Origin of the sequence: Polaribacter sp. 20A6 (genome assembly GCF_011378915.1) — a bacterium.
Taxonomy (GTDB): Bacteria; Bacteroidota; Bacteroidia; order Flavobacteriales; family Flavobacteriaceae; genus Polaribacter; species Polaribacter sejongensis.
This window is the reverse complement of the sequence record NZ_WTPZ01000162.1, coordinates 1-503: the sequence shown is the minus strand read 5'-3', so window position 1 is coordinate 503 and position 503 is coordinate 1. Positions and strand designations below refer to the sequence as shown.

General features: G+C 50.9%; 1 protein-coding gene. It reads right to left on the bottom strand.

Annotation, left to right across the window (positions count from 1 at the left end):
- Nucleotides 1-503: hypothetical protein (locus GQS57_RS18810; RefSeq protein WP_205860339.1), on the bottom strand; the 503-nt coding region annotated here is incomplete at both ends.

Below are 503 nucleotides of genomic sequence, written 5' to 3'. Positions count from 1 at the left end.
GGTCTCTCCAGCCAGACTGAAGGTGTAGGCAAGCAGAGCAGTCGTGTAAGTGTTTCCTAGCTTCCCAACGACAGGCCTCAAGCAAGACAGAGCATTGGTGATGACCGGATCCGTGACAAGGACGCCCATTTCAAGGAGTGATGCAACAACGTAGCCAGTCATGGTCACATTATCACCAACACCACCCTTCATGTCAATATGGTACAGGGTTCCCTCTTGCATGAAACAGCCATCTGAACCCTGCTTGCTGATCAACCAATCCTGTGCGCTCTGGAGGACACTGGGATCAATGAAGATGAAACGCCTTGCTAGGCCGAAAGACCTCATGACGAAGGTGGTCAACCATGTATTGGATGCATCGTAGCCAAATGTGCTGTATGAACCATCACTGTGCCTGTAGTTTAGCTGTCCTTGGTATCCGCTCTGAAGGTAACCAGTGGCAGTTTGTCGGATGGTTGGGGTGAACTGCGCAGTGCCTTCCAGGTACTGCAGGATGTAGATAT